Raw genomic sequence first — 23,317 nt, 5'->3', positions numbered from 1 at the left:
GCCGGACGTGCGCCAGAGGGCCGTTCGGCCGATGTCAGATAATGGCGGCATGAAGTTGCGGATCTTCACCGAGCCCCAGCAGGGCGCCACCTACGACGATCTCCTCACCGTCGCCCAGGCCGCCGAGCGGCTGGGGTTCGACGCCTTCTTCCGGTCCGACCACTACCAGCGCATCGGGCCCGGCGACCCTGGGCCCGGCTCCACCGACGCCTGGATCACGCTGGGGGCGCTGGCCAGGGAGACGTCCACGATCAGGCTGGGCACGCTCGTGTCGCCGGCCACGTTCCGGCTGCCCGGCCCGCTGGCGATCGGCGTCGCCCAGGTCGACCAGATGAGCGGCGGCCGGGTGGAGCTGGGCTTCGGAACGGGCTGGTTCGAGGGCGAGCACACCGCCTACGGCATCCCGTTCCCGCCGGTCGGCGAGCGGTTCGCCCGGTTCGAGGAGCAGCTGGAGATCGTCCTGGGGCTGTGGACGGCGGGCTCGTCCTACTCGTTCGAGGGCGCGCACTACCGGCTGGCCGACTCGCCCGCGCTGCCGAAGCCAGTCCAGCGGCCGCACCCGCCGATCATCATCGGCGGCTTCGGCGCCAGGCGGACGCCCCGGCTCGCGGCGACCTTCGCCGACGAGTACAACGTGCCGTTCCACTCCCTGTCCGACACGGGCGAGGCCTTCCAGCGGGTCCGTCAGGCGGCCGAGGCCACCGGCCGCGCCCTGGTCTACTCGGCGGCCCAGACCGTGTGCGTGGGCAGCGACCAGGCCGAGCTAGAGCGCCGGGCAGCCGCCATCGGCACCGGTCTCGACGAGCTGCGGGCCAACGGGCTGGCGGGCACTCCGGCGGAGGTGCTGGAGAAGATCGGCGCGCTCGCGAAGCTGGGCGCCGAGCGGATCTACCTCCAGGTGATGGATCTGGCCGATCTCGACCAGCTGGAGCTGATCGCGGCTGAGGTGCTGCCGTACGTCTGACGGGCTGCCGTACGGCTGACTAATCGAGTAGCACCGCTTTGTCGTGCTACGCCACACTTGGCCCGTGCTGCTGACGATCTCCACCACTGCTCGTCCGGCGACCGACCTGGGCTTCCTCCTGCACAAACATCCCGACCGGGTGCAGGAGTTCGGCCAGTCGTTCGGCACGGCGACGGTGTTCTACCCCGAGGCGGGCGAGCGGCGCTGCACCGCGGCGCTGCTGCTGGACGTCGACCCGATCGCGCTGGCCAGGTCACGCGGAAAGGGCTCGCCCGACTTCAGCCTGTCGCAGTACGTCAACGACCGGCCCTACGCCGCCTCCTCCCTGCTGGCGGTGGCCCTGGCCGACGTCTTCCGGACGGCGCGGGCGGGGCGGTGCGCGGCCAGGCCGGAGCTGCCCGGCACCCCGCTGCCGCTGGAGATCGGGCTGCCCGCGCTGCCCTGCCGTGGCGGGCCCGAGCTGGCCGGACGGCTGTTCGAGCCACTCGGCTGGACGGTGTCCGCGCAGGCCGTACCCCTCGACGAGGGGTTCCCCGAGTGGGGCGACTCGCGTTACGTCCGCCTGTCGCTCAGCGGGACCGTCCGGCTGGCCGACGCGCTCAACCACCTGTACGTGCTGCTGCCGGTGCTCGACGACGCCAAGCACTACTGGATCGCGCCCGACGAGGTCGACAAGCTGGTCCGGGCGGGCGAGGGCTGGTTGCGCGGGCATCCCGAGCGCGGCCTGATCAGCCGCCGCTACCTGGGCCGCCGGTGGGCGCTCGCGCGCACCGCGCTGGCCCGGCTCGCCGAGCTGGGCGACGAGCCCGAGGAGCGGCTGGAGCCCGCGGTCGCCGAGGAGCCCGCCGCGGGCGAGACCGCGGCCGACGAGCTGGCTCCGGAGGATGGAACCGGCGACGCAGGGGACGGCGCGTCGGAGCCGAAGGCGCCGCCGCTCGCGGTCCAGCGGCGGGAGGCCGTGCTGCGGACCCTGGAGGACCTCGGCGCGGTGAGCGTGATCGACCTGGGCTGCGGGCAGGGCGCGCTGGTCGGCGCGCTGCTGGCCACCCCCAGGTTCGCGCGGGTGGCCGGGATGGACGTGTCGGCGATGGCGCTGACCATCGCGGCGCGCAAGCTGCGGCTGGAGCGGATGGCCGACAGCAAGAGGGCCCGGCTGACCCTGTTCCAGGGCGCGCTCACCTACACCGACAAGCGGCTGTCCGGCTACGACGCGGCCGTGCTCATGGAGGTCGTCGAGCATGTCGACCCGCCACGGCTGGCCGCGCTGGAACGGGTCGTGTTCGGGCACGCCCGGCCGGAGCACGTGATCGTCACCACTCCCAACATCGAGTACAACGTGCGCTACGCGTTCCTGACCGGGCTGCGCCACCCCGACCACCGCTTCGAGTGGACCCGCGCCGAGTTCGCCGGCTGGGCCGCCCGAGTGGCGGGCGAACACGGTTACCGCGTCACCCTCCGGCCCGTGGGCGAGGAGGACCCCGAGGTCGGCCCGCCCACCCAGATGGGAGTGTTCACCCGTGATCAGCGTTCCTGAGCTCTCGCTCGTGGTGCTCGTCGGCGTCTCGGGCAGCGGCAAGTCGACGTTCGCCGCCCGGCACTTCAGGCCGACCCAGGTCATCTCCTCCGACTTCTGCCGCGGCCTGGTGTCCGACGACGAGAACGACCAGTCGGCCACCCCGGCGGCGTTCGAGCTGCTGCACCACATCGTCGGCACCCGCCTGGCGCGCGGCCTGCTCACCGTGGTCGACGCCACGAACGTGCAGTATCCCGCCCGCAAGGCGCTCATCGACCTGGCCCGGCGGCACGACGTACTGGCCGACGCCATCGTGCTCGACGTGCCGGAGGAGGTGGCGATCCGGCGCAACGCCACGCGTCCCGAGCGCGACTTCGGGGCGGGCGTGGTGATCCGGCAGCGCAAGGACCTGCGCCGCTCCCTCGGCAAGATCTCCCGCGACGGGTTCCGCAAGGTGCACGTGCTGCGCGGTCTCGACGCGATCGACGACGCCACGGTCTCGTACGAGAAGGCCTGGAGCGACAGGCGTGACCTGACGGGACCGTTCGACATCATCGGCGACGTCCACGGCTGCCGCGCCGAGCTGGAATCACTGCTGCGGCGGCTCGGCTGGGTCATCGAGCGGGTCGGCGGCCAGGCGGTGTCCGCCCGTCACCCCGAGGCCAGGATGGCGGTGTTCGTCGGCGACCTGGTCGACCGCGGCCCCGACACGCCGGGCGTGCTGCGGCTGGTCATGGGCATGGTCGAGGCGGGCGCCGCGATCTGCGTGGCGGGCAACCACGAGCAGAAGCTGGTGCGCGCGCTGAACGGCCGGGCCGTCAAGACCACGCACGGCCTGCGGGAGTCGCTCGACCAGCTCGGCGCCGGGCCGCCGGAGTTCGCCGAGCGGGCCCGCGCGTTCATGGACGGCCTCATCAGCCACTACCGGCTCGACGGCGGCCGGCTGGTCGTCGCGCACGCCGGCCTCAAGGAGGCCTACCACGGGCGTGCCTCCGGCCGGGTCCGCGCCTTCGCCCTGTACGGCGACACCACCGGCGAGACCGACGAGTACGGCCTGCCGGTCCGCTACCCGTGGGCCGAGGAGTACCGCGGCCGGGCCATGGTCGTCTACGGCCACACGCCCACGGTCCACCCCGAATGGGTCAACAACACGATCTGCCTCGACACCGGCTGCGTGTTCGGCGGCTCGCTGACCGCGCTGCGCTACCCCGAGCGCGAGCTCGTCCAGGTGCCGGCCGAGCAGGTCTGGTACGCGTCGGTCAAGCCGCTCGGCGGCCCCGCCCGCGATCCCGCCATGCTGGACATCGGCGACGTCCAGGGCACCAGGCACGTCGAGACCCGCTTCGGCACGCGGGTCAAGGTGCTGGAGGAGAACGCGGCCGCCGCGCTGGAGGTGATGAGCCGGTTCGCGGTGGACCCGCGCTGGCTGGTCTACCTGCCGCCGACCATGGCGCCGCCGGAGACGTCCCGGCTGGACGGCTTCCTGGAGCACCCGCACGAGGCGTTCGAGGAGTTCGCCGCCGCCGGTGTGACCGAGGTCGTGTGCGAGGAGAAGCACATGGGCTCGCGGGCCGTCGCCGTGCTGGCCCGTACGCCGGAGGTCGCGGCGGCTCGGTTCGGCGTCACGGACGGCGGCTCGGGCACCGTCTACACCCGCACCGGACGGCCGTTCTTCGGCGACCTGGTGCCCCTGGTCGACGGCCTCCGGGAGGCGTGCGAGCCGCTGTGGACGGCGCTCGGCTCGGACTGGGTGGCGCTCGACTGCGAGCTGCTGCCCTGGTCGGCCAAGGCGGGCGAGCTGATCAGGGCCCAGTACGCCTCGGTGGGGGCGGCGGCCCGGGCGGCGCTGCCCGAGGCGGTGTCCGCCCTGGAGGCGGCGGCCGGGCGCGGGCTGGACGTGGGCGGGCTGCTCGACCGCACCCGCCGCCGGGCCGGCAACGCGGCGCTGTTCCGTGACGCCTACGCGCGTTACTGCTGGCCGGTCGACGGTCTCGACGGCGTGCGGCTGGCGCCGTTCCAGATCCTGGCCTGCGAGGGGCGGGCGACGGCGCTGGAGCCGCACGCCTGGCACCTGTCGACGCTGGCGCTGCTCGACTCGCCGCTGATCACCCCGACCCGTCACGTGTTCGTCTCGCTGGACTCCGCGGAGTCCCGTGCCGGGGCGGTGGCCTGGTGGGAGGCGCTGACGGCGGCCGGCGGCGAGGGGATGGTGGTCAAGCCCGCCGTCCACACGCCGGGCCGGGTGCAGCCGGGCGTCAAGGTGCGGGGCCGCGAGTACCTGCGCATCATCTACGGGCCCGACTACACCGAGTCGCTGGACGTGCTGCGCAGGCGCTTCCTCGGTAAGAAGCGGTCGATGGCGCTGCGCGAGCACGCGCTGGGCCTGGAGGCCCTGTCCCGGCTGGCCGACGGCGATCCGGGCTGGCGCGTGCACGAGCCGGTCTTCGCGGTGCTCGCCCTGGAGTCCGAGCCGGTCGACCCCAGGCTCTGACCTCCCTCACCTCCGCCAGACCGGCCGCTCAGCCCGCACCCCGCCGGGGCCGGCGCGTCAGCTCCCCGCACCCCGCCGGGGCCGGCGCGTCAGCTTCCCGGTACGCACCAGACCCTGACGGCGGTGACGATCTGACCGGCCTGGTGGCTGGTCACGTCGGTGAAACGCTCCTGGGCGTTGCTGACCACCTCGGTCTCCGGCATTCCCTGGACGAGCTCCAGGCAGGTGGCGCGGGCCCGCGTCAGCGTGCGCGGCTCCTCGGCCACCAGCCACGGGGCGATCCCGTCCAGCCGGGCAAGGAACTCCGACCACTGCTCCCCGCTCGGATCCGGTGTCCCGCTCACCACTCCGGACGCCGCCCCGGGCAGCCGGTCACTCGTCCCGGAGAACGGCGGTGCGGTGCCCAGGGCCAGGATCAGCGCGGCGGCCACCCCGGCCACCACGACGCCCGTGAGGGACACCCACGCCAGCGGGCCCCGTCGAAGCCGACGGCTCGCGGACGATCGGCGCTCCTGTGATCGCTGGGGACCCATGCTGCGTACCGTACGCCCTCATGGGCGAATCATCCGGTTCTCACGCGTACGGACGCCCGAAAAAGCCCTTTCGGGCCGGATAAACCCCCGAGAGCTAGCCTCTGACCAGCAGCGCGACGCACTCCACGTGGTGGGTCATCGGGAACACATGGAATTCACATCGCCCAGGTCCGGATCCGGATTACCGATCCACTATCAGGCTTCGTGCGCTCCTGGTGCGCGTCGATCTTCAACCACGCCGCCTCAACCTCTCCATGCGGTCCGGAGCGAGATGCGCATACCGCAGAGTCGTCTGATACGCAGCGTGACCAAGCAGGTCCTTGACTCAGTACAGATCGACACCCTACTGCACCAGCCAACTGGCCGCCGTATGACGACAGTCATGCGGGTCGTAACGCGGCACCGGATCGGCCCGCCGCTCCTTCGGCAACCCGCGATTCGCCTCCTCGATCTTTACGTTCGCAGCGTCGATCGCCTCGTACCAGACGACCCGCCAGTTCGCCCCCGACAGCAATGCACGCTCCTCGTGAAGACGTTCCAGCAGAGCCAGAAGCTGGCCGCCAACGGCGTGACCGCGCTGTTCGTGGCGGTGCTCACCCGGCCGTTCGTCGTGTCGGGCCTCACCGGCGCCCTGTCCACCGCGCTGACAGGGATGGCGTCGTTCGGGCTGCCGCTGACGGAGGTGCAGACGGGCGCGTTTGTGATGCTCGTGTCGGCGGTGCTCGGTCTGGTACTCCGCTCGAATGTGTCGCCGGGGCCGACCACGTCATCGTACCCACCGGGGTCGCATTCCTGAGTCGCCGTCCCGTGTCCTCGAGGGACGGTCTGGTCTTCCCCGCACGGGTTTCTTAGGTTCGGGACTCCCGACAAGCCCTGTGACAAGGGATGCGAGAAGCCCCGCCCACTCTCTCGGAGGGGGGCGGGGCTTCTTCGTCGTGCCTGGGATCAGGCCCGGTACTCGACCCATGCCCGGCCGGCGGCGGCTGCGCGAGCCCGCGACGCCCGGATTTCTGCGGGACCGTTGCGGGCGACGAACTCGCGGAACAGCGACCAGACCGCAGCGAGCCCGGTCACTGCGTCCTCTGGGGCGCTCTTGAAGGCGAGCACCTGGGCGGCAAGTGATTCGGCCTGCTCCGGCGTGTGCCCGGCGAGGATCAGCCTCGGGACGAACAGGGCAGTCTCGACCCACGCGGCGCCCTCGCAGGCCAGCCCCCAGTCGAGGACCCGCACGCCGCCCGCAGTGGCGAGCAGGTTGCCTGCATGGAGGTCGGCGTGCAGCAGCGTGTCGCCGGCGAGGGCGTCGAGGTCGAGGCAGGCACGGGCGTGACGGTAGGCGGCGAGCGCTTCCAGGTCTGCGGGAGGGTTTGCGAGCAGGGCGTCTGCGCGCTTCCGGAGGAACTCGACGTTGTCGCCGACAGGCGGCACGTCGGCGCCGGGGGCCGGGGTGAGTTCCTGGCCGAGCACCTGCACGAGGTTGAGGGCCCCGGCCAGGTCGGGCGAGTCGGGTCCGAGGTTCACGTCGCGGATGGCTGCGACGTAGCCGAAGACCAAGGCCACCCAACCAGCGGTGTGCCCGCTCCACAGCATGCGTGGGGCGGGCACGCTCTCAGGTAGGGCGGCGCCGACGAGGCGCTCCCGCTGGTAGAGCCGGGCGGACGGCACGTCGTCGGGCAGGGCCTTCACGAACAGCGGTCCCGCCGCGGTGTCGAGGCGGGCAGCGAGGCCTGCGGTGAGACCGGCCGGCACGGGCGTGACCGTCCTGATCGAGCCGGTCGTCTCCCCGATGGCGTCACGTATCTCTGCGGGCAGGTCGTCCCATCGGTGTCCCGTCATCCTTGGCACTGTACGCCGCTCCTGCCTGGCCGGAAGCTATCTCAGGTGCTGTCGACGCAGCCTTCGTGGCACTGGCTGCACTTCTGGTTGCACTTGGCGCTGTGCGGCCACAGCGTCAGGTCGACCCGGTAGCCGGCCCGCTTCATGGCGGTCATGGTGGCGGCAGGTCCGCCGCCGGCCGACTCGCCGGGGGCGTCGTCGGGCTGATGGTGGATGAACCTACCCGCGGCCCGGAAGCAGAACTCGGCGTACTCCTTGGTGTACAGGATGAACGTGTGCCAGCCGATGTCGACCAACTCGCTCGGGCCGAGGCGGGCGTCGGGGTTGGCGGCGCAGGTGGCGAGGAACGCCAAAGCCTGCTCCATGATCTGGTCGGCCTGGTGGGCGTGCTGGGGGTGGTCGGCGCGGATGCGCGCGACGAGCCGACCGAGCAGTTGAGGGGTGATGAGGGTGCGGGCGTTGGCGGTGGGGTGTTCGACCGTGATGGTCATGTCGTCCTCCGAACGGTCCTGCCTCCCGGGTTGGGAGGCTTGCTCTCACGATGGCTGCAGACCGGGCTCGGGGTCATTGCTGGGTGGCTCGACGGTCATTGAGGGTCTGGCGTCAATCCCATCGGTGTGGCCTGCACGGTAAGTGCCAGGTCGGCTACGGTGCAGCCACCGGTGTTCGCGAGCCGTGGAGGCGTCCCATGGGGATCACCAGGTCAAGGCGTGCCCAGATCCAGCGCGAGGCGACGACCATCCGGATGCGAGCTCAGCGTGCCGGCCACACGACGGAGCGGATCGTCACCGAGCTGCGCAACGCCCTGCCCGAGTTGACAGCGCTGGAGGCGTGGCGGCTGGCGTTGGGCTGGTCGAGGGTGCAGGTGGTCGAGCAGGTGGCTGCCGCCTACTTCGGCGAGGGACTCCGGCCGCCAGGACTGTCCGAAGCACGGCTGTGCCGCATGGAGCACGGCCAGGAGCGTCCCGGCCCGGAGTATGCGGAGATGCTCGCCCGCGCCTACGGCACGAGCCAGGAGACGCTGGGACTGATGTCTCGGTGCGTGTGCGGGCGAGACCGTCGCGGATATGGTCAGCTCGGGTGCTGGACGCCGCTGCTACTGCCAGGAGTGGACATGACGTCAGCAAGTGGACTACCAGCCGTACGCGAGTCGCTGCGGCTGGCCCTGCTCGACGCCCCGCAAGGCGACCCCGCGGTGGTCGAGCTGGCAAAGGCAGCGGTGGAGCACTACGCCCTCAACTACAGCCTCCATGCGCCGTCGCACCTGTTCGACGAGGTACATGCCTCCCGCAGCATGCTCGCCGAGGCCCTGGCCGCGCCCGGCGGCGACGGGATCCACAGAGACCTTCGGCGGGCGACGGGCTGGCTATCGGGCCTGCTCGGCAACCTCGCCTACCATCTGGCCGACCAGAGCGGCGCCCGCGCCCATCTCGCGCTGGCGGCATCCCTCGGCGAGCGCGTCGGGGATACCCGGCTGGTCGCGTGGACGCTTGGGGCGCAAAGCATGCTCGCCCGCGCCCGCCATGACCTGCCCTCCGCGCTCACCTACGGCCAGGCCGGGCTGGAGCGCGCCCCGTCCCCGCTGGTGCGAGCTCAACTGCTGGGGTGGGCGGTACTGCCCTCCCTCGCACGTCTCGGCCGCGCGGCGGAGGCGGAACGCGCTCTCGGAGAGGCGACCGCGGCCCTCGGCGCGAGCGAGGAGGAGCCGGGCCGGTTCGGGTTCGACTTCGCCGAGTTGACGCTGCACGAGTCGGAGGCGTGGCTGGCGCTCGACCGTACCGACCGGGCCGCTATCCGCGCGGAGGCATCCGTAGCCGGCTGCACTCCGTACACGCCCGGCTGGGCGGCGGCGACGCTCGTCCTCGCCCAAGCGGAGGCTCCGACGCAGCCGGGAGACGCTGCGGGGCGGGCTCTCGACGTGCTGGAGCGGGTCCCTGCGGACCGGCTGCGCTCGACATCCCGCGACCGATTGCGGACCCTGGTGAACGCCATGAGTGAGGCCGACATCGCCCCGGTACGGGATCTGCGTGAGCGGGCACGGGCCCTGCCGCCCCATACCGATATCGGCGGGCGCAGTACCGCCTGAAGGAGAGCGGCAGCTACGCGAGGCGGCGCGCGGCTAGATCCACGACCTCGACCAGGCCAGCCAGATCCACATGCTCAGCGAGTTCGTCCAGGTCACAGCAGTCCGCGACCCAGTAGCGGCGACCGTGCACCTCGTCACACCGCCACGCATGCAGAATATGCGCAGGTCAAACACGACAAGGCCCCGGCCAGAGAGTTCTTGGCCGGGGCCCCGGGCAGGCCGACGGGATCAGCCGATGCGCCTTTCTCCAGGTCAGCGCCATGATCTACTCCCTCACCAGCAGCGCGACGCACTCCACGTGGTGGGTCATCGGGAAGGCGTCGAAGGCGCGCAGATCGTCGAGGCGGTAGCCGCGCTCGGCCAGCCAGGCCAGGTCGCGGGCCAGCGTCGCCGGGTCGCAGGAGACGTAGACGACGCGCGGCGCCTCCAGCGAGGCCACCCGGTCCACGACATCGCGCCCGAGCCCGGTCCGGGGCGGGTCGACCACCACCAGGTCGGCCCGCTCGATCTGGAACCGGTCGAGCGCCTCCTCGACCCGGCCCCGCTCCACCCGCGCCTGAGGAAGGTCGCGCAGGTTGGCCCGGGCGTCGCGGACGGCCGCGGCGTCGGACTCCAGGCCGAAGACGGCCCCCTCCGGGCCCACGGCCTCGGCCAGCCCGGCGGCGAACAGGCCCACCCCGCAGTAGAGGTCGAGCGCCCACTCCCCCGGCTCGGGAGCGGCGTAGGCCAGGACCGCGTCGAGCAGCGTCTCGGCGGCCCCGGGATGCACCTGCCAGAAGCCGCTGCCCGACACCCGGAACTCGCGGTCGCCCACCCGCTCGCGCAGCACGCCCGAGCCCCGGCGCGGCACCGTGCGGCCCTTGCCCTGGTCGAGCAGGACCGAGGCCGGCACGTCGAGGTCGGGCACGGCCACCGGGCGGTGCGAGCGGGGCCGGACGACCACGGCGTGGTCGCCGCCGGAGGAGGCGATCACCTCGACCCCGGCCGCGCCCGGCCACTCGTGCCGCTCCGCGCCGGCCGCCTCCACCTCGGGGTGGGCGATCAGACAGGCGTCGACCGGCTGGATGTCGTGCGATCGGTGCTTGCGGAAGCCCAGCTCACCGCCGGGGCGGGCGGCGAACTGCACGCGGGTGCGCCAGCCGAGCCCGCCGGGAGCGCCGGGCACCTCCTCGACGACGATCTTCCGATCGATGCCCGCCAGCCGCCGCAGCTGCTCGGCCACGACGTCGGCCTTGAGGGCGCGCTGCGCGTCAAGGGTGGCGTGCTGCCAGTCGCAGCCGCCGCAGCGGCCAGGACCCGCGTAGGGGCAGGGCGGTGTCACGCGGTCGGGAGACGGCTCCAGGATCTCCACGGCGTCGGCCCGCAGGAACCGGGTCGTCTCCTCGGTGACCGCGGCGACGACCCGCTCACCCGGCAACGCGTGCCGGACGAAGACCACCCGGCCCTCGTGTCGTGCCACGCACCAGCCGCCGTGTGCGACCGGACCCACCGTCAACTCCAGAGATGCCTGTTCCACACGCATACCCTATGCCCTGCCCCTACCGATCACTTTCGGGAATGGATCACCTACGGTGTGCGCGCGGTCAGGCGTTCGGGCAGCGGCTCAGCGGGGCGGCGCCTGGTCGTCCTTGACGTTGCGCCTCGGCGGGCGGCGCGCCGACCCCGGAGCGACCGGCTCGGGACGGCCCAGCAGCCGGTCCGACGAGTGCAGCTGCCACGGCACGCTCGTCACCATCACCCCCGGCTTGAACAGCAGCCGCGCCTTCAGCCGGAGCGCGCTCTGGTTGTGCAGCAGGTGTTCCCACCAGTGGCCGACCACGTACTCGGGGATGAAGACGGTCACCACGTCGCGGGGCGAGCGCCGGCGCAGCGTCTTGACGTAGTCGAGCACGGGCTGGGTGATCTCCCGGTACGGCGAGTCGAGCATCTTGAGCGGCACCGGGATGCCCATCCGCTCCCAGTCCTCCTGCAACTGCCGTGCTTCCTTGCCCTCGACGCCCACGGTGACCGCCTCCAGGGTGGACGGGCGGGTGGCACGGGCGTAGGCGAGCGCGCGCATGGTCGGCTTGTGGATCTGGGAGATGAGCACGATGGCGTGGTTGCGCGCCGGCAGCGTCGCCTCGTCGTACTCCTCAGTGATCTCCAACTCGGCCGCCACGTTGTCGTAGTGGCGCCTGATGGCCTTCATCATGAGGAACAGCAGGGGCATCGCGATGCACACGATCCAGGCCCCGACCACGAACTTGGTGAGCAGCACGACCACCAGCACCAGCCCGGTCATGACGGCGCCGAAGAAGTTGATCACTCGGGAGCGGTGCATCTGGTGCCGGACCCGCAGATCTTCCTCGGTCTTCAGCAGGCGGGTCCAGTGGATGACCATGCCGGTCTGGCTCAGCGTGAACGAGACGAAGACGCCGACGATGTAGAGGTTGAGCAGGCGGGTGACGTCGGCGTCGAAGCCCCACAGCAGCAGGCAGGCGCCGAGTGCCAGGATGACGATGCCGTTGGAGAAGGCCAGCCGGTCGCCGCGGGTGTGCAGCTGGCGCGGCAGATAACGGTCCTGGGCCAGGATCGAGCCGAGCACGGGGAACCCGTTGAAGGCGGTGTTGGCGGCCAGGAACAGGATGAGCGCGGTGACCGCCGAGATGATCACGAAGAGCGCCGATCCGCCGCCGAAGACCGCGTCGGCCACCTGCGAGATGATCGGCTGCTGGTAGTAGCCGGGGCCGACCGGGGTGCCGTCGGGCCGGAGCAGGTCGGTGGCGACCATGCCCGGGTCGGCGATCTTGACCCCCGAGGCCAGGCCCAGCGCGATGATGCCGCCGAACATCGTGATCGCGATCAGGCCCATCAGCAGCAGCGTGGTGGCGGCGTTGCGGCTCTTGGGCTTGCGGAAGGCGGGCACGCCGTTGCTGATCGCCTCGACACCGGTCAGCGCCGCGCAGCCGGTGGAGAAGGCCCGCAGGATCAGGAACGCGGCGGCGAAGGCCGTCAGGTCGGTCTGCTCGGGCACGATGCCGAAGTCGGCGCTGGGCGCCCGCAGCTCGTCGCCGAAGACGAGCACCCGGAAGCCGCCCCAGGCGATCAGCCCGAGCACCGCGAACATGAACGCGTACGTGGGCACGGCGAACGCGGCGCCCGACTCGCGCAGCCCGCGCAGGTTGACCACGGTGAGCAGGATGACGATGCCGATGGCGACGGCGGGTTTGTGCTCGGCGACGAACGGGATGGTCGCGCCCACGTAGTCGACGCCGTTGGCCACCGACACCGCGACGGTCAGCACGTAGTCGACCATGAGCGCGCTGGCCACGGTGAGCCCGGCGTTCTTGCCCAGGTTGGTGGTGGCCACCTCGTAGTCGCCGCCGCCGCTGGGATAGGCGTGGACGTTCTGCCGGTAGGAGGCGACGACCGTGATCATCACCACCACGACGGCCATCGCGACCCACGGGCTGTAGGCGTAGAACGAGACTCCGGCCAGCGACAGGATGACGAGGATCTCCTGCGGCGCGTACGCGACGGAGGACAGCGCGTCGCTGGCGAACACCGGCAGGGCGAGCCGTTTGGGCAACAGCTGCTCGTGCAGTTGGCCGCTGCGCAGCGCGCGTCCCACCAGGACGCGTTTAAAGAGATCCGTTCCCTTCGCCACGTAACGAGATGCTAGTCCCATCTTCCGGGGCCGCAGCCAGTACGCTCCCGGACCGCGCCATACTGGTGTCGAGCAACCGGCCGACCGCGAATTGCGGGGGAGAATGCATATAGTGATCATGGGATGTGGCCGGGTCGGCTCGACCCTGGCGCACATCCTCGAGGACAACGGCCATTCCATCGCGATCATCGATCGCGACCCCCAGGCGTTCCGCCGCCTGCGCGCCGGCTTCCGCGGTCGACGGGTCACCGGGGTGGGCTTCGACCGCGACGTGCTCACCGAGGCGGGCATCGAGTCCGCGACCGCCTACGTCGCGGTCTCCAGCGGCGACAACTCCAACATCATCTCCGCCCGGGTGGCGCGCGAGACGTTCGGCGTCGACAACGTGGTCGCCCGCATCTACGACCCCCGCCGCGCCGAGGTCTACCAGCGGCTGGGCATCCCCACGGTGGCGACCGTGCGCTGGACCGCCGACCAGATCCTGCGCCGCATCCTGCCCGAGGGCGCCGAGCCGCTCTGGCGCGACCCGACCGGCACGGTGGTCCTGGCCGAGGTCACCGTGCACCCCTCCTGGATCGGCACCCGGGTGCACGTGCTGGAGGCCCAGGCCAGGTGCCGCGGCGCGTTCCTCACCCGGATGGGCGAGGCGCTGGTCATCACCGAGAACACCGTGGTGCAGGAGGGCGACCTCCTGCACGTCATCGCCGCCGAGAGCGACATGGACCGGATCAACAAGGTGCTCGCCGCCGCACCCGAGGAGGAGCACTGATGCGCGTCGCCATCGCCGGCGCCGGCGCCGTCGGCCGGTCCATCGCCGCCGAGCTGCTGGAGAACGGCCACGAGGTCCTGCTCATCGACATCGACCCCAAGGCCATCAAGATCGACACCGTGCCGCGCGCCGAGTGGCTGCTGGCCGACGCCTGCGAGATCGCCTCGCTGGACGAGGCGGGCCTCAACGACTGTCACGTCGTCGTCGCCTCCACCGGCGACGACAAGGTCAACCTGGTCGTGTCGCTGCTGGCCAAGACCGAGTACGGCGTGCCGCGCGTGGTGGCCCGGATCAACCACCCCAACAACGAGTGGCTGTTCAACGAGTCGTGGGGCGTCGACGTGGCTGTCTCGACCCCGCGCCTGCTGAGCGCGCTGGTCGAGGAGGCGGTGAGCGTCGGCGACCTGGTGCGGCTGATGACGTTCCGCCAGGGGCAGGCCAACCTCGTCGAGCTGACCCTGGCCGACGACGCGCCCGTGGTGGGCCAGCGGGCCGGCTCGGTGCCGTGGCCGGTCGACTCCGCGCTGGTGGCGATCCTGCGCGAGGGCCGCGTGCTGGTGCCCAGCGCCGACGATCCGCTGGAGGCCGGCGACGAGCTGTTGTTCGTCGCCAGCCAGGAGGTCGAGCAGGAGCTGGCGCACCTGCTCTCCCAGCACTGACTCCGGGCCCGGGGGTCAGGCCGAGGCGACCGGCGGTTTGATCGGGGTGCGGCCCCTGCTGAGCAGCCAGACCATGGCGGCCAGCGCCGCCACCTGCAGCGGCCAGCCCATCGCGATCTTGGCCAGGCCCAGCGCGGCCACGGCCTCGTCACCGCCGCCGAACAGGTAGACCGGCAGTTGCACGGCCACCCGGACCACGCACGGGAGCATGAGCAGCCAGGTCAGCTTGGTGCACAGCCGGACGATGCCCGGATCCTTGTGCCACCCGGTGGGATCACCGGTGACCGAGCCGATCAGGAACCCGACCAGCGGCCAGCGGGCCACGATCGAGACGAGCATGGCGATCGAGTAGGCGCCGTTGTACAGGATGCCGGGCAGGAAGTAGTCCTTGGCGTCGCCGGTGCGGCTGGCGAAGAACGCGCCGATCGCGATGCCGATCAGGCTGTTGATCACGAACTGCGGCGTCGACCGCTGCACCACCCTGACCAGGAGCAGGAGCACCGACAGCGCGATGCTGATGATGAGCGACAGCTTCAGCTCTTCGGTGGCGATCCAGGACACCGTGAACGCGACCGTGGGCACCGCGGCCTCGATGATGCCGCGCACACCGCCGAACGCCTTGCCGAGCTGGGCTCGGACCGCGGCCTCCACGGTGTCGTGGGCGACGTCTTCCGCCTCGGCACTCACCTGATCAACTCCCTGGGCGCAGTTCGTATCGCGGATTGAACATCACTTTGCGCCCGTCCTGCACGCTGACCAGGCCCTCGGCCTTGACGATGCGGCCGGGCTCGATCCCCGCGATCTTACGACGGCCGAGCCAGACCAGGTCGATCACGTCCGACCCGTCGTAGAGCTCGGCCTCCAGGGACGGGGCTCCGCCCCGTGGACGCAGGGTGACGGTACGTAGCGTACCGGCCACGCAGAACCGACGGCGCCCGCCACACGCGGCGATCGGTGTCGCGCCGGTCTGCTCGGCGTCTTTGCGCAGCTCCTGAGCCTCGATCTCGGACTGAGGCGAGGCCAGGCGGCTGAAGAACCCGCGCAGGCCCCCGCGTCGGGGGGGCGGTGCCGTACTCATGATGACTCAGCCTATGCGATGGGACGGTCAGCGAATCTCGCTGATCTCGGGCCCGCGTTTGAACGGGTTGAGGCCCGGCCCCTCGGTGGCCTCGGCCGTCTGGTCGCTGGGCCTGCGCAGGGTGATCGGCTCCTCGCGGGCCATCGGCTCGGCGCCGCGCACGACCACGACGTCCCTGACGAAGTCGACGAACGGCGCGGCGACCTCCTCGTCCATGGCGGCCTTGCCGTAGATCACGGCCAGCAGGAACCAGCGCGGGCCGTCGATGCCGAGGTAGCGGGCCGGGCGGGTGGTGCCCTCGGAGGCGATCTCGCCGGACAGCTCGACGCCGAACGGCCCCTGCCGCTCCTCCAGCGACGGAGACTGCTGCAGGATCTTGGTCTTGACCTCGTCCCACAGGCTCATGGACCGGGGCGCGGCCAGCGCCTGCAGCTGGAGCGAGCTGTCCTCGTACAGCGCGACGACGCCGATGTGCTGGTCTCCCATCGAGGCCAGCCGTACGTCGAAGTCGGGATTGTGCGGCAGCCGGAGGCCGCCGAGATCGATGCGGTCATGCTCGGGGTGGGGCTCGTCGGCGTCCCACGGGCCGGAGGCGCGCATGGGGGCGGAGGTCTCCGCCACGACTGGGTCCGGCTGCTCACGACGGCGACGTCGGAACACTGGTCTCACACTCCCTGGATTAACGTCCTGTTGAACCGAAACCGCCGGCGCCGCGCGCCGAGCGGGGCAGGTCTCCCACCTCGCGGAAGGCGGCCCGCTCCACACGCTGCAGCACGAGCTGCGCGACACGGTCGCCGCGGCGAAGGCGGAACGGCTCCTTGGCATCAGTGTTGATCAACGTCACCTTGATCTCGCCCCGGTAGCCCGCGTCGACGGTGCCGGGAGCGTTGACCATGGTGACGCCGTGCCGGGCCGCCAGCCCCGAGCGCGGATGCACGAACGCGGCGTAGCCCTCGGGCAGCGCGATCGCGATCCCCGTGCCGACCACGGCCCGCTCGCCCGGCGACAACTCGACGTCCTCGGCCGAGTAGAGGTCGGCGCCCGCGTCGCCCGGATGGGCGTAGGAGGGCACGGGCAGCTCGGCGTCGAGCCGGTGGAGGAGGACCTCCGTCGTGCCCTCGGCGGGCGGATCCACGGACGGGCTGCCGGTCAAGGATTCACCTCGAAGTCGTGGTGCTCGGCGGTGATGGCCTCGGCGTCGCCGTGGCGGGCGAAGTGCTCCATCTCGACCTCGATGAAGAGCGCCGCCGCCCGGACGGCGACCGGGCCGTCGGGGGCGCCGATGCGCCCCTCAGCCTCAAGGTACGCCTTCCGGCCCGAGATGCCGTTGCACCAGGCACGCAGGTGGAGTGTCGTGCCGACGGGAACGGGGAGAAGGAAGTCGGTCTCCAGGCGGCCGGTGACGTAGGGCTTGCGGAACAACCACACGGACATCCCGATGACCTCGTCCATCGCCGTGGCCAGCACTCCGCCGTGCGCGAGCAGCGGCGCCCCCTGATGGGGCTCCCCCACCACGAACTCCGCCTCGACGCTGAGCCCGTCGGGCGTGAAAGCCGAGATGTGCAGGCCGGTCGGGTGGTCGACGCCACAGCCGAAGCAGCCGCTGTAGTGGGTGCCGAGCGCGCTGCCCGGCGCCGGTGCGTCGGGATGTGGCTTCGGAGGTTCGGTGCCCGAAGGCGGGGTGGTCACGGGAGAACGAGTCACGGATGACGAGGTTACTCGGTGTCGGCCGGACGTGGGTCGCGACCTGGTAGGACGGGCAGCGCGGGCGGCCGGTCGGGCTCGGGGCCGGGCTCCGGCGCGGCGGACTGGGCCGGAGGCAGGGCCGGCGGGGCGTGCCGCAGCTCGGGCAGCGCCCGGTAGATCACCGCCGCGACCGGCACGGCCACGGCCGCTCCGGCGATGCCGCCGAGGATGCCGCCGACGGCCAGCACGAGGATGATGGCCAGCGGGTGGAAGTTGAGCGCCCTGCCCACGATCAGCGGCTGCAGCACGTGGTTCTCGAGCTGCTGCTCGACGACCAGGATGCCGACGAAGACCAGCGCGTAGACGGGGCCGTTGGCGCCGAGGGTGACGAGCGTGGCGACGGTGCCGGCGAAGAAGATGCCGACGATCGGGATGAAGCTGGCGAAGAAGATCAGCACGGCCAGCGGCGCCCAGAGCGGCACCCCCATGCCGGCCAGCACGATGCCCATGATGACGCCGTGCACGGCGGCCACGGCCACGGTGCCCTGCACGTAGTGGGAGAGCGTGGTCCACGCGGCCCGGCCGGCCCGGTCGACCCGCGGCGACATCGCGCCGAACCCGCGCAGGAACCACGACCAGATCCGGTCGCCGTCCTTGAGCAGGAAGAACGTGACGAACAGCAGCAGCACGATGGACGCGAGCGCCTCGAAGGCGACGGCCCCGGCGGTCAGCACGGTGCCGGTGATGGCGGTGCGCTGGGTGTTGACCATCTTGGCGACTTCGTCGACATAGCCGGTGATCTGCGCCTGCTGGAGGTGCAGCGGACCGGTGATCAGCCACTCCTGGACGTCGCGGGCGGTCGCCTGAACCTGCTGGACCAGGTTGGGGAACTCCTCGGTGGCCCGCGCGCCGACCAGCCACCCGGTGCCCACCAGCACGGTGAGGGCGACCAGCATGGTGATCCAGGTGGCGTAGATGGGCCGCATGCCGGTCTTGCGCAGCCTGTTGGTCAGCGGGAACAGCAGCGCGGTCAGCAGCAGGGCGACGGCCACGGGCAGCGCGACGAAGCTGAGCCGCCCGATGCCGAGGGCGAAGAAGTAGACGACCACGCCGACGAGGATCAGGCAGGCCGCCCAGGTGGCCATCTTGGCCAGCACGGGTGGCACGAGCGAGGTGGGGCGGTCGGTGGTCACGCCCTCAAGACTGGCACGTCGCGGGCCGGGACGCGCATGGTTAAAAGATCGGGCCTGGGCAAGGTCACCGAGCCGTGTCACCGTCGTGCCCATGAAGGCTGTGTCCGCGCTTCTCAGCGTGCTTCTGACCCCGTTCCTCACCGGCCTCCCGGCTGCGCCGGCCGCCGCGGCGACCGGGCCCGCCTCGGGCGGCGGGCTCGCGCTGGAGGTGCTCTCCAGCCGCGCCGACCAGGTCAGCGGCGGTGACGCGCTGGTCAGGGTGCGATCGGCCCGCGGCGGCCCGGTGCGAGTGCTACGCAACGGCGAGGACGTCACCTCCGGGTTCCGGGCCGATCCCGCAGGGCGCTCGCTCACCGGCCTGGTGACCGGGTTGCGGACCGGCGACAACACGATCAGCGCCGTGGCCGGGCCGCATCGGGAGGCGCTGAGGGTGCGTGACCACCCGATCTCGGGACCGATCTTCTCGGGGCCGCACCAGTACCCGTTCGTGTGCAAGACCGAGCGCGCCGGGCTCGGCCGGCCGGTGGCCGACAACCAGGACGGGCAGGGCATGCGGGTGCCGGACGGCTGGAGCAGGGACTGCTTCGCGCCCACGGTGACCGACCGGATCTACCGGGCGGCCGACGGCGCCTTCAAGCCGATGCCCGCCGAGCGGCCGGCCGACATGACGACCACCACGCTGCTCGACGGGCGCGTGGTGGACTTCGTGGTGACGCGCGAGCGCGGCGTGATCAACCGGTTCCTCTACTCGATCGCGATGATCGAGGGCGGCTGGAACGGCCGGGCGATCTACCGCTTCGACGGCGGCGTGGCGATCGGCCACGACCAGGGCACGCTGGGCGGCGGCGCGCTCGACCCGTACGGGCTGGGCAAGGGCTACGCGATCCTGCACTCGTCGGGCACCCGCACCTCGACCCACTACAACCTGATCCTGGGCGGCGAGACGGCGCTCATGGTGAAGGAGAGGTTCATCGAGCGGCACGGCTCGCCCCTCTACACGGTGGGCCTGGGCGCCTCCGGCGGCGCGATCCAGCAGTACGTCTACGGCCAGAACCACGGCGACCGGGTGATCGACGCCGCCATCCCGCAGTATTCGTATCCGGACATGGTCACCCAGACCATCCACGTGGGCGACTGCGAGCTGCTCGAACGCCACATGGACCGCAACCCGCGCTGGGCGGACTGGGACTCACGCACCGCGCTCATCGGGATGAACGCCAGCGACACCGTGGCCAACCCCTACACCGGCAGGGCCGGGTCCGACGAGTGCGTCGAGGGCTGGCGCGGGCTCACCCCGCTGACCATGAACCCGCTGTGGACCTCCGACAACTCCCCCGAGTGGCAGCAGATGGATCCGCCGGGCGTCAAGAACACGGTCCAGTGGACGCACTGGGACGACCTGCGCAACGTCTACGGCGTCGGCCCCGACGGCTACGCCCGCTCCACCTGGGACAACGTCGGCGTGCAGTACGGGCTGAAGGCACTGGTCGACGGCACCGTCACGGCCGGTGAGTTCCTCGACCTCAACGCCCAGGCGGGCTCGTGGAAGGAGGCGCGGGACATGGTCCAGGAGGGCTGCCCGTTCACGCCCTCGCTCTGCCCGGCCGAGTTCGACCCGTGGAGCTCGCGCAACATGCGCCTGGGCGACCCGGCGCCGCGCCGCACCGGGGACCGGGTGGCGATCAGGAACGTCGAGCGCAGCGGGCTGGTGTTCCGCGGCGACATCGACATCCCGGTCATCGACTGGCGCCACTACCTGGAGGACGAGCTCGACATGCACAACTCGCACCAGTCGTTCGCCTCGCGCAAGCGGATGCTGAACCACGACGGCGACGCCGCCAACCAGGTCATCTGGTTCACCGACGCCCGCCCGGACGGTCCCCGGTTCGACCAGACGCCCCAGGCGCTGCGGGTGATCGACACCTGGATGGCGAACATCCGGAAGCACCCGCGACGCGGGGTGGCGGGCAACCGGCCCGCTGACGCGGTGGACCGCTGCTTCGCCGCCGACGGCAGCCAGATCGCGGCCGGCCCGCGCGTCTGGGACGGCATCCTGAACCGGCGCGCCGCCGGCGCCTGCACGGAGAGGTTCCCGCTCTACTCGACCTCGCGCATCGTCGCGGGCGGGCCCATCGAGGGCGGGGTCTACGCGTGCCGGCTGCAGCCGGTGGCCCGCGCCATCGCGCGCGGGCTCTACGGCGGCTGGCGGCCCACCCCCGCCGAGCGGAGCCGCCTGGAGGCGATCTTCCCGACGGGGGTGTGCGACTACTGACCCTCGACCAGTGACACCTGGACGGCGAACTCGGGCCCGTCGAGGAGGACGAACTCCTCGACGTTGCCCGCGCCGCACAGGTCGTCCTGGGCGAGGCGGACCAGCCCGATCTCGGGGCCGGTGACGGTCAGGCGCGAGACCTCGGCCCGCATCGACAGCTTGGCCTCCGACTTGGCCTTGCGCACCCGTCCGAGCACCTCGGAGGCGACCGCCAGGACGGCCGGGTCGCCTCCGCCGCGCTCGGCCGCCGGCCAGGGGGCGCGGTGCACGCTGCCCTCGCGCCACCACGACCACACCTCCTCGGTGACGAACGGCAGGAACGGCGCGAACAGCCGCAACTGGACGTCGAGCGCCCGGCGCAGCGCGGTGCGGGCCGAGGCCGCCCCGGCGTCGGACTCGTAGGCCCGTGCCTTGACCAGCTCCAGGTAGTCGTCGCAGAACGACCAGAAGAACCGTTCGACGGCCTCCAGCGCCCGCGTGTGCTCGTAGCCGGCGAACGCCTCGGTCGCCTCACGGACCACGTCGCCCAGGGCGGCCAGCATCGACAGGTCGAGCGGCTCGGTGACCTCGGTGACCTCGCCGCCCTCGCCGCCCGAGCCCTCACCCAGGCCGAGCACGAACTTGGAGGCGTTGAGGATCTTGATCGCCAGCCGCCGGCCGATCTTGAGCTGACCGGCGTCGAACGCGGTGTCGATGCCGTAGCGGCCGTTGGCCGCCCAGTAGCGGACCGCGTCGGAGCCGTGCCGCTCCAGCAGGTCCATCGGGGTGACCACGTTGCCCTTGGACTTGGACATCTTCTTGCGATCGGGGTCGAGGATCCAGCCCGAGATCGCGACGTCGCTCCACGGGGCGTCGCCGAACTCCAGGTGCGACCTGACCACGGTGGAGAACAGCCAGGTCCGGATGATCTCGTGGGACTGCGGGCGCAGGTCGGCCGGGAAGACCCGCCGGAACAGGTCGTCGTCGGTCTCCCAGCGGCCCGCGATCTGCGGGGTGAGCGACGAGGTGGCCCAGGTGTCCATCACGTCGGGATCGGCCATGAACCCGCCGGGCACGCCCCGCTGCGGCTCCGTGTAACCGGGTGGCGTGTCGGAGGACGGGTCGATCGGCAGCAGCTCCTCGGGTGGTGTGATCGGCTGGTCGTAGACCGGCCGGCCGGTCTCGTCGAGGGGGTACCACACCGGGAAGGGCACGCCGAAGAACCGCTGCCGGGAGATCAGCCAGTCGCCCGCCAGCCCTCCGACCCAGTTGTCGTATCTCACCCGCATGTGCGGCGGGTGCCAGCTCAGCTCGCGGCCCCGCTCCAGCAGCCGCTCGCGCAGCTCCGCGTCGCGCCCGCCGTTGCGGATGTACCACTGCCGGGTGGTGACGATCTCCAGCGGCTTGTCGCCGCGCTCGTAGAACTTGACCGTGCGCTGGACCGGCCGCGGCTCGCCGTCGAGGTCGCCGGACTCGCGCAGCAGCTCCACGATCCGCTCGCGGGCGCTGTGGACGGTCTTGCCCGCCAGCTCTTTGTACGGCTCCTCGTCGACGCCCGCCGGCGGCTCGGGCAGCAGCCGGCCGTCCCAGCCGATGATCGGCCGGGTCTCCAGGTCGAGCTCGCGCCACCAGGTCACGTCGGTGATGTCGCCGAACGTACAGATCATGGCGATGCCCGAACCCTTGTCCGGCTCGGCCAGGTGGTGGGGCAGGACGGGCACCTCGACGCCGAACAGCGGCGTGAGCACGGACGTGCCGAACAGCGGCCGGTAGCGCTCGTCGTCGGGGTGGGCGACCAGGGCCACGCAGGCCGGGATCAGCTCGGGCCGGGTGGTCTCGATCCAGACCGGGCCGTTCTGGCCGTAGAACGAGATCCGGTGGAACGCTCCCGGCCACTCGCGGTCCTCGAGCTCGGCCTGGGCGACGGCGGTGCGGTAGGTGACGTCCCACAGCGTCGGCGCCTCGGCCAGGTAGGCCTCGCCCCGGCCGAGGTTGCGCAGGAAGGCCCGCTGTGAGACCCGGCGCGAGTCGTCGCTGATCGTGGTGTAGAGCAGCGACCAGTCGACCGACAGGCCGACCCGCCGCCACACGGCCTCGAACGCCTGCTCGTCGATGGCCGTCAGCTTGTGGCACAGCTCCACGAAGTTGCGCCGCGAGATGGAGATCTCACGTTTGCCGGGCTTGTCGGGCGGTACGAACCCGGGGTCGTAGGGCAGCGAGGGATCACAGCGCACGCCGTAGACGTTCTGCACGCGCCGCTCGGTGGGCAGGCCGTTGTCGTCCCAGCCGATCGGGTAGAACACCGACTTGCCCAGCATCCGCTGGTGGCGGGCCATGATGTCGGTGTGGGTGAAGGAGAAGACGTGACCCACGTGCAGGGAGCCGGAGACGGTGGGGGGCGGGGTGTCGATCGAGTAGATCTCCTCGCGCGCCCTGGACCGGTCGAACCGGTAGGTGCCCTCGCTCTCCCAGCGGCCTACCCATACCTGCTCCAAGCCATCGAGAGTGGGTTTCTCGGGCATAGGCGCATGGCGTGGTCGCTGTTGAGTCATGCCTCCTTATGGTACGGCTTCACGGGCCAGGCCCGCGTTAGAGACTAGGGTTCGTTATCTAGG

The 23,317-nt window shown here is 71.5% G+C and carries 20 protein-coding genes; 8 read left to right on the top strand and 12 right to left on the bottom strand.

Translation table 11 applies throughout. The features are described from left to right. Positions 1 to 49 precede the first annotated feature (49 nt). The 3 genes from AC5L3X_RS14610 (at position 50) to AC5L3X_RS14600 (ending at position 4,968) form a co-directional block, all read left to right on the top strand. Positions 50 to 964: an LLM class F420-dependent oxidoreductase gene (locus AC5L3X_RS14610; protein ID WP_494857436.1), complete on the top strand. Its 915-nt coding sequence runs from the start codon at positions 50 to 52 to the stop codon at positions 962 to 964. A gap of 64 nt (positions 965 to 1,028) precedes the next feature. Continuing rightward, entirely contained in the window at positions 1,029 to 2,498 is a 1,470-nt protein-coding gene (locus AC5L3X_RS14605; RefSeq protein WP_494857435.1) for a 3' terminal RNA ribose 2'-O-methyltransferase Hen1, read from the top strand. Continuing rightward, positions 2,482 to 4,968: a polynucleotide kinase-phosphatase gene (locus AC5L3X_RS14600; RefSeq protein ID WP_494857434.1), complete on the top strand. Its 2,487-nt coding sequence runs from the start codon at positions 2,482 to 2,484 to the stop codon at positions 4,966 to 4,968. The genes AC5L3X_RS14605 and AC5L3X_RS14600 overlap by 17 nt, the downstream gene beginning before the upstream one ends. A gap of 89 nt (positions 4,969 to 5,057) precedes the next feature. Here AC5L3X_RS14600 and AC5L3X_RS14595 read toward each other — a convergent pair whose 3' ends face one another. Further along, positions 5,058 to 5,429 (bottom strand): DUF732 domain-containing protein, encoded by a 372-nt coding sequence (locus AC5L3X_RS14595; RefSeq protein WP_494857433.1) that lies wholly within the window; start codon positions 5,427 to 5,429, stop codon positions 5,058 to 5,060. Positions 5,430 to 5,805: 376 nt separating this feature from the next. On the opposite strand from AC5L3X_RS14595, the gene AC5L3X_RS14590 reads away from it, so the two are divergent. Continuing rightward, the gene (locus AC5L3X_RS14590; protein WP_494857432.1) at positions 5,806 to 6,297 is read left to right on the top strand and encodes a hypothetical protein; all 492 of its coding nucleotides are present in this window, start codon (positions 5,806 to 5,808) and stop codon (positions 6,295 to 6,297) included. Between the two features lie 149 nt (positions 6,298 to 6,446). On the opposite strand, the gene AC5L3X_RS14585 is transcribed toward AC5L3X_RS14590, so the two are convergent. Beyond that, a complete protein-coding gene (locus tag AC5L3X_RS14585) occupies positions 6,447 to 7,334 on the bottom strand; it encodes a phosphotransferase family protein (RefSeq protein ID WP_494857431.1) in 888 nt (295 codons plus the stop codon). A 41-nt stretch (positions 7,335 to 7,375) separates the two neighbouring features. Continuing rightward, on the bottom strand, positions 7,376 to 7,825 hold the full coding sequence (locus AC5L3X_RS14580) for a glycine-rich domain-containing protein (protein ID WP_494857430.1): 450 nt from the start codon (positions 7,823 to 7,825) through the stop codon (positions 7,376 to 7,378). Positions 7,826 to 8,022: 197 nt separating this feature from the next. Between AC5L3X_RS14580 and AC5L3X_RS14575 the strand changes: the two genes are divergently transcribed. Next, positions 8,023 to 9,420 (top strand): NsdA family TPR-like regulatory protein, encoded by a 1,398-nt coding sequence (locus AC5L3X_RS14575; protein ID WP_494857429.1) that lies wholly within the window; start codon positions 8,023 to 8,025, stop codon positions 9,418 to 9,420. Between the two features lie 265 nt (positions 9,421 to 9,685). Here AC5L3X_RS14575 and AC5L3X_RS14570 read toward each other — a convergent pair whose 3' ends face one another. After that, positions 9,686 to 10,936: a class I SAM-dependent RNA methyltransferase gene (locus tag AC5L3X_RS14570; protein WP_372459730.1), complete on the bottom strand. Its 1,251-nt coding sequence runs from the start codon at positions 10,934 to 10,936 to the stop codon at positions 9,686 to 9,688. Between the two features lie 87 nt (positions 10,937 to 11,023). Beyond that, complete coding sequence (locus tag AC5L3X_RS14565; protein ID WP_494857428.1) at positions 11,024 to 13,066, bottom strand: APC family permease; 2,043 nt, start codon at positions 13,064 to 13,066, stop codon at positions 11,024 to 11,026. Positions 13,067 to 13,169: 103 nt separating this feature from the next. On the opposite strand from AC5L3X_RS14565, the gene AC5L3X_RS14560 reads away from it, so the two are divergent. Both AC5L3X_RS14560 and AC5L3X_RS14555 read left to right on the top strand, forming a co-directional pair. Continuing rightward, on the top strand, positions 13,170 to 13,835 hold the full coding sequence (locus AC5L3X_RS14560; protein WP_189125185.1) for a potassium channel family protein: 666 nt from the start codon (positions 13,170 to 13,172) through the stop codon (positions 13,833 to 13,835). Further along, positions 13,835 to 14,494 (top strand): potassium channel family protein, encoded by a 660-nt coding sequence (locus tag AC5L3X_RS14555; protein ID WP_189125186.1) that lies wholly within the window; start codon positions 13,835 to 13,837, stop codon positions 14,492 to 14,494. The genes AC5L3X_RS14560 and AC5L3X_RS14555 overlap by 1 nt, the downstream gene beginning before the upstream one ends. Positions 14,495 to 14,509: 15 nt before the next feature. Here AC5L3X_RS14555 and AC5L3X_RS14550 read toward each other — a convergent pair whose 3' ends face one another. The 6 genes from AC5L3X_RS14550 to AC5L3X_RS14525 are packed head-to-tail and all read right to left on the bottom strand — an operon-like array spanning position 14,510 to position 18,451. Further along, positions 14,510 to 15,181: a DUF3159 domain-containing protein gene (locus tag AC5L3X_RS14550; protein ID WP_494857427.1), complete on the bottom strand. Its 672-nt coding sequence runs from the start codon at positions 15,179 to 15,181 to the stop codon at positions 14,510 to 14,512. A gap of 4 nt (positions 15,182 to 15,185) precedes the next feature. Next, positions 15,186 to 15,572: an OB-fold nucleic acid binding domain-containing protein gene (locus AC5L3X_RS14545; RefSeq protein ID WP_189125188.1), complete on the bottom strand. Its 387-nt coding sequence runs from the start codon at positions 15,570 to 15,572 to the stop codon at positions 15,186 to 15,188. Between the two features lie 27 nt (positions 15,573 to 15,599). Then, positions 15,600 to 16,193: a DUF3710 domain-containing protein gene (locus AC5L3X_RS14540; RefSeq protein WP_225263292.1), complete on the bottom strand. Its 594-nt coding sequence runs from the start codon at positions 16,191 to 16,193 to the stop codon at positions 15,600 to 15,602. A 58-nt stretch (positions 16,194 to 16,251) separates the two neighbouring features. Further along, positions 16,252 to 16,725, bottom strand: a complete 474-nt coding sequence (gene dut, locus AC5L3X_RS14535) for a dUTP diphosphatase (RefSeq protein WP_189125189.1) — start codon at positions 16,723 to 16,725, stop codon at positions 16,252 to 16,254. Continuing rightward, the gene (locus AC5L3X_RS14530) at positions 16,722 to 17,276 is read right to left on the bottom strand and encodes a PaaI family thioesterase (RefSeq protein WP_189125190.1); all 555 of its coding nucleotides are present in this window, start codon (positions 17,274 to 17,276) and stop codon (positions 16,722 to 16,724) included. The genes dut and AC5L3X_RS14530 overlap by 4 nt, the downstream gene beginning before the upstream one ends. Positions 17,277 to 17,287: 11 nt before the next feature. Further along, on the bottom strand, positions 17,288 to 18,451 hold the full coding sequence (locus tag AC5L3X_RS14525; RefSeq protein ID WP_494857426.1) for an AI-2E family transporter: 1,164 nt from the start codon (positions 18,449 to 18,451) through the stop codon (positions 17,288 to 17,290). Positions 18,452 to 18,542: 91 nt separating this feature from the next. Here AC5L3X_RS14525 and AC5L3X_RS14520 point away from each other — a divergent pair, with 91 nt between their 5' ends. Next, positions 18,543 to 20,723: a DUF6351 family protein gene (locus AC5L3X_RS14520; RefSeq protein ID WP_494857425.1), complete on the top strand. Its 2,181-nt coding sequence runs from the start codon at positions 18,543 to 18,545 to the stop codon at positions 20,721 to 20,723. On the opposite strand, the gene valS is transcribed toward AC5L3X_RS14520, so the two are convergent. Further along, positions 20,717 to 23,254: a valine--tRNA ligase gene (valS, locus tag AC5L3X_RS14515; RefSeq protein ID WP_494857424.1), complete on the bottom strand. Its 2,538-nt coding sequence runs from the start codon at positions 23,252 to 23,254 to the stop codon at positions 20,717 to 20,719. The genes AC5L3X_RS14520 and valS overlap by 7 nt on opposite strands. Between the last annotated feature and the right edge of the window lie 63 nt (positions 23,255 to 23,317).

It is taken from the genome of Nonomuraea sp. CX421, from assembly GCF_059358955.1.
Note: the sequence above shows the minus strand (reverse complement) of the source record. Positions and strands in the feature narration are given on the sequence as shown.